Origin of the sequence: Geobacillus sp. CAMR5420 (assembly GCF_000691465.1) — a bacterium.
Classification (GTDB): domain Bacteria; phylum Bacillota; class Bacilli; order Bacillales; family Anoxybacillaceae; genus Geobacillus; species Geobacillus thermoleovorans.
In genome coordinates this window covers 1-4,886 of record NZ_JHUS01000023.1, presented here as the reverse complement: position 1 = coordinate 4,886, position 4,886 = coordinate 1, and the positions used below count along the sequence as shown (strand labels likewise).

The 4,886-nt window shown below is 46.1% G+C and carries 4 protein-coding genes and 1 pseudogene; all 5 read right to left on the bottom strand.

Annotation, left to right across the window (positions count from 1 at the left end):
• Window positions 1-42: 42 nt before the first annotated feature.
• On the bottom strand, window positions 43-246 hold the full coding sequence (gene copZ, locus DI44_RS11830; protein ID WP_011230404.1) for a copper chaperone CopZ: 204 nt from the start codon (window positions 244-246) through the stop codon (window positions 43-45).
• A gap of 21 nt (window positions 247-267) precedes the next feature.
• Window positions 268-2,664, bottom strand: coding sequence for a heavy metal translocating P-type ATPase (locus DI44_RS11835; protein WP_033024914.1), 2,397 nt, complete (start codon window positions 2,662-2,664; stop codon window positions 268-270).
• A 15-nt stretch (window positions 2,665-2,679) separates the two neighbouring features.
• Complete coding sequence (locus DI44_RS11840) at window positions 2,680-2,991, bottom strand: metal-sensing transcriptional repressor (protein ID WP_013523213.1); 312 nt, start codon at window positions 2,989-2,991, stop codon at window positions 2,680-2,682.
• Window positions 2,992-3,371: 380 nt separating this feature from the next.
• Window positions 3,372-4,100, bottom strand: coding sequence for a sulfite exporter TauE/SafE family protein (locus DI44_RS11845; RefSeq protein WP_015863917.1), 729 nt, complete (start codon window positions 4,098-4,100; stop codon window positions 3,372-3,374).
• Window positions 4,101-4,209: 109 nt separating this feature from the next.
• Window positions 4,210-4,761, bottom strand: a pseudogene (locus DI44_RS0116980) (hypothetical protein); the annotation flags it as partial.
• Between the last annotated feature and the right edge of the window lie 125 nt (window positions 4,762-4,886).

The following is a 4,886-nucleotide window of genomic DNA, read 5'->3' as shown; positions in this document are numbered from 1 at the left end:
TTGACAGGGATATGTTCATCACTTCGGGGCACCTTCCGTATGTTATTTCACATCATATCCTTGCTCTTCAATCGCTTCTTTCAGTTTTTCTACGCTGACCTTTGTTTCATCATACTCCACATCGACAGTTCCTTCTTGCAAATGCACTTCTACACGGCTGACGCCATCCAACGCTTGAAGGGCATTGGTCACCGCCGCTTTGCAATGTCCGCATGTCATTCCTTGTACTTGTAATGTAATGGTCATCGTCCATTCCTCCTTGAATGTTTATAGTTTCACGCGTTTCAAACGAAGCGCGTTGGCGACAACCGACACAGAGCTGAATGCCATCGCCGCTCCAGCGATCCATGGCTCCAATAATCCGAAAGCGGCGACCGGAATGCCAATCGTATTATAAAACAACGCCCAGAACAGATTTTGCCGAATGTTTTTCATCGTTTGGCGGCTCAACTCAATGGCTTTCGGGATATGGCGCAAATCGCCGCCGACCAAGGTCACATCAGCGGTCTCGATGGCGACATCAGCTCCTGTGCCAATCGCCATCCCAATATCCGCTTTGGCCAGAGCTGGAGCGTCGTTAATCCCATCGCCGACCATCGCCACACGTTTTCCTTGCTTTTGCAATTCCTCGACGATGTTCGCTTTGTTTTCCGGGAGCACCTCGGCGTACACATGCTCAATGCCTACTTCATTGGCGATCGCTTCCGCTGTCCGTTGATTGTCCCCTGTTGCCATATAGACATCGATGCCCATTTGTTTTAATGTTTGAATCGCTTCTTTCGAGCTTTCTTTCACCGTATCCGCGACAGCAATGATGCCGGCAAGCTGTCCATCGATGGCAACGAGCATCACTGTTTTCCCTTGTTTTTCAAGCTCTACCATTTTATCTTCATGCACAGAAATCGCTACAGAGCGTTCCTTCATCAATTTTCGCGTCCCAATAAGGATGCTTTTTCCGTCAATGACAGCTTCAATTCCGTGGCCGGTAATGGCGGAGAAGTGCTCCAATGGCTTCATCGAAATCGCTTGTTTCTTCCCGTATTCAACAATCGCATGAGCCAGCGGATGCTCCGAAGCGCTCTCGGCGGAAACCGCATAATCGAGCATGTCCTCGCGGAAGGCTAGCACATCGGTGACTTCCGGTTTTCCTTTTGTCACGGTTCCTGTTTTATCGAGTAATACGGCATTGATTTTATGCGTTCCCTCTAGGTACTCACCTCCTTTAAAGAGAATTCCTTGTTCTGCCCCTTTTCCTGTACCGACCATAATCGATGTCGGTGTGGCCAAACCGAGCGCACAAGGGCACGCGATGACAAGAACAGCGATGGCCACCTCAAGAGCTTTGGCCAAATCACCCGGCGCAACGAAGAAGTACCAGATTAGAAAGGAAACAACCGCAATTCCGACAACAATCGGTACGAAAATGCCGGAAATGGTATCCGCCATCCGCTGAATCGGGGCTTTCGACCCTTGCGCCTCTTCAACGATTTTAATGATATTGGCCAGCGCGGTATCTTTTCCGACTTTTTCGGCACGAATGGTCAGTACGCCATTCGTATTCATCGTCGCCCCGATCACATAGTCGCCTTCCTTCTTATCAACCGGAATCGATTCACCGGTAATCATCGATTCGTCTACGGAGGATGCTCCGGCGATGACCGTACCGTCCACCGGGATTTTTTCTCCTGGCTTGACAACGATCGTATCGCCGATCACCACTTCCTCGAGCGGAACTTTTCTTTCTTCCCCATGACGGATGACAGTAGCTTCCTTTGCCTGCAAGCTAAGGAGCTTTGAAATCGCTTCCGTTGTCCGCCCTTTCGCAAGAGCCTCAACGTATTTTCCGACAAGCACAAGCGTAATCAAGACGGCGCTTGTTTCAAAATACAGTCTCGGCATATAGTCAGGATTCCCAAGTGTCCGAAAAGCTTCGTACAAGCTGTAAACGTACGCGGCCGATGTTCCAAGCGCCACTAGGACGTCCATGTTCGCGCTCTTGTTTCGCAACGCCCGGTACGCCCCGACATAGAAAGGACCGCCGATGTAGAACTGAACCGGTGTAGCGAAAAGAAGCTGAAACCACGGATTCATCAAGAGCTGCGGCATCGGCAAGCCAATAGCAAACGGCATATGAGCCAGCATCGTATAAAGCAGCGGCAACGATAAGATGATAGAAATGGCAAGTTGCCGTTGTTTTTGTTTCAACCGCTCTTCTTTCCGGCCAGCATCGTCTTGTTCTTCGTTTCGAATTTGCCCCTTATACCCAAGCTTTTTGATTTTCTCTAAAATGTCTTCGACAGATGTAACACCCTCCTTGTATTCGACCACCGCGCTGTTTGTCGCCAAGTTGACAGCAGCGCTTGTCACACCTTCCATCCGATTTAACCCTTTTTCAATCCGCGTCGCACAGGCCGCACATGTCATTCCTTCAATATCAAGCGTCACTTTTTCCGTCGCAACGCCATACCCCAAATTCTCAATTTTCGTTTCGATATCGGCGATCGTTTGCTTCGATGGATCGTATTGAATCGTGGCTTTTTCCGTGGCCAAATTGACATGGGCTTTGACGCCGTCCATCTTATTTAATACTTTCTCAATCCGATTGGCGCACGCGGCGCATGTCATGCCGGTCACCTTCAGCGTCACGGTTTTCGGCTCTCCCATTTCCCTTTCCCTCCCTTACTTCGAAAATTGTTTCATCACATCCATCAATTCGCGAATCGATTCGTCTCCGCTCCCTTCACGGATCGCTTTCGCCACGCAATGGCTCACGTGGCGTTCAAGCAGCTGCAGCCCGACTTGGTTCAACGCCGCTCTGATCGCAGAAATTTGCACTAAAATATCGATGCAATAACGATTGTCCTCCACCATTTTTTGTACACCGCGCACTTGTCCTTCGATGCGCTTCAAGCGCTTGATAATGCGTTCGATTTCCTGTTCTGTTCGTGGAACCATTTTTTTATCCACATGATGATCTTCATAATGGTTCATCAAACATCACCTCTTTTAATTACATTATACCGGTAATGGGTATAAAATGCAACAGAGATCCCCTCTACAAATCATGTTCACCACAAAACCGTAATCAATACCTGCGCAGGAAAAAGCCCGCTTTCCACAAAAAATTCACAATTTTAATACTTTAATACCATAATAAAACATGACATAACTTATCAATAAGCCGCTGATAAGCAAAAGATTTTCGCCCTGAACGACTATATTGCCGAATTGCAATATACATTCCCCCAAAATTCATATTTCTATCGGTATTAGAAAGGATTCTTCTTTGCGACGAAAAAAATACAACTATAACTACATCACCCTAACCATCTTGAAACGTTCTTCCAAACATTGTTACTGCATCATCTTCTTTAAAACCAATAAGTGATGGTATCGAACACGCCAAGCAATACCATCACAATTCCAGCGGTTTGCTGAATGAGCTTCCCTACCCGTCTTCCTTTTTTCATGACAGCACCGCTCAATCCTAAGTACCAAAGGATGAGGATGAAGAAAATAACCGGTACAGAAGTTCCGACGGCAAAGACGCTCGGCAACAACACTCCATAAGACGTTGAGTATACGAGAGGCATTAGAGTAACAAAAAATAAAACAAACATCGTTGGACAAAAAGCCAACGAAAAGCCAAATCCCATGAAAAACGAACCGATTTTTCCTTTTACCCATCTCTCCGGCACTCTGAACAAAGTGACATTCCAATACATTTTAAAAAGCCCTAACAAATACAAGCCTACGAGAACAAGAATCGGGCCAATCAGCTTTCTTAACCATGGAAAGTATAGTGTCAGTGTACTTTGAATCTCCTTCCCCATCAACCAGACGATCAAGCCTAACCCGGAAAAAGCGATGACCTTTCCGAAAATAAATAAAAGCAGTTCTTTCCAAGCGATCCCCTTTTGCAGAGATTGGTTGCTGTACAACGTGATTGCTCCTAAGTTGCTAGTCAGCTGGCACGGAGCCATCGCTCCGACGATGCCAAGAAGAAACGCTGACAAAACAGGAAGCGCTGTTGTGCTGTTGGCCATATTCAGAAACGGCTGGCTCAGCAGGTTGCTGATTTGGCTTAGGAATGAATACACTCTTCTTCTCACCCTCTCCATCCGTTACTTATATTGTAGCAGTGAATTTTGCAAAAATTATGGAGCGATATATTTTTAGGCAAACAAAAAGACATGCGCCCGCATGTCCCTATATTTCCCCTTCTGATGCTAGTTTTGTCCAACTTCCACCGTTATTTTTTGTCATAAAAATATCCCCGTTCATTGTAACGATCACAATTTCTTTGTCGTTTGCTGGATTAGAAGTTATATACATGATATGATCTTTTTCATCCAATGGCGGAACAGCAAGAACTTCTTCGTGTTTTGTGTCTAATGATTGTTTGATGAGTATAGACTGATCATTCTCTACAGCTGCAAATACAACCGACTTTTCTTGAAACATAAATGTCGTCGTATCAATTTTTCTCGTAAACCGTTCAAACGTATTCCCGTTATCTCTCGAAATGAAAACTCCCTCGGCTGTACTAATCCCGACCATATTTTCATCCGTTGGGTGAGCCACAATCGTTCTCGCTGCCGTTTGCGGCAGGCCATTCAATTGACTTGGCGACCACGTTTTGCCGTCATCTTTGCTGTAAAATACCCCTCGTCCGAGCGTTTCATTTTCTTCTTGATTCACCACATAGATGGTATGGCTTTTATAACCAACCGTCATATAATGGAAATCGGACTGTTTGTGAACTACCCCCACTTAATTTTCTAGCGAAAATTTGAAGTGGGGGCTTCCAAAGAAGTTTGACTGCTTCAAGCAATCCTTATTCTTTGAGGCGTGTCCACTTCGCCGCTAGAGCATAAGACACTCAG

What these genes read in the sequence shown, in the direction of transcription:
- DI44_RS11840 (WP_013523213.1), bottom strand. Translation starts at nt 2,991, where the DNA reads ATGAACCATTATGAAGATCATCATGTGGATAAAAAAATGGTTCCACGA.
- DI44_RS11835 (WP_033024914.1), bottom strand. Translation starts at nt 2,664, where the DNA reads ATGGGAGAGCCGAAAACCGTGACGCTGAAGGTGACCGGCATGACATGC.
- copZ (WP_011230404.1), bottom strand. Translation starts at nt 246, where the DNA reads ATGACCATTACATTACAAGTACAAGGAATGACATGCGGACATTGCAAA.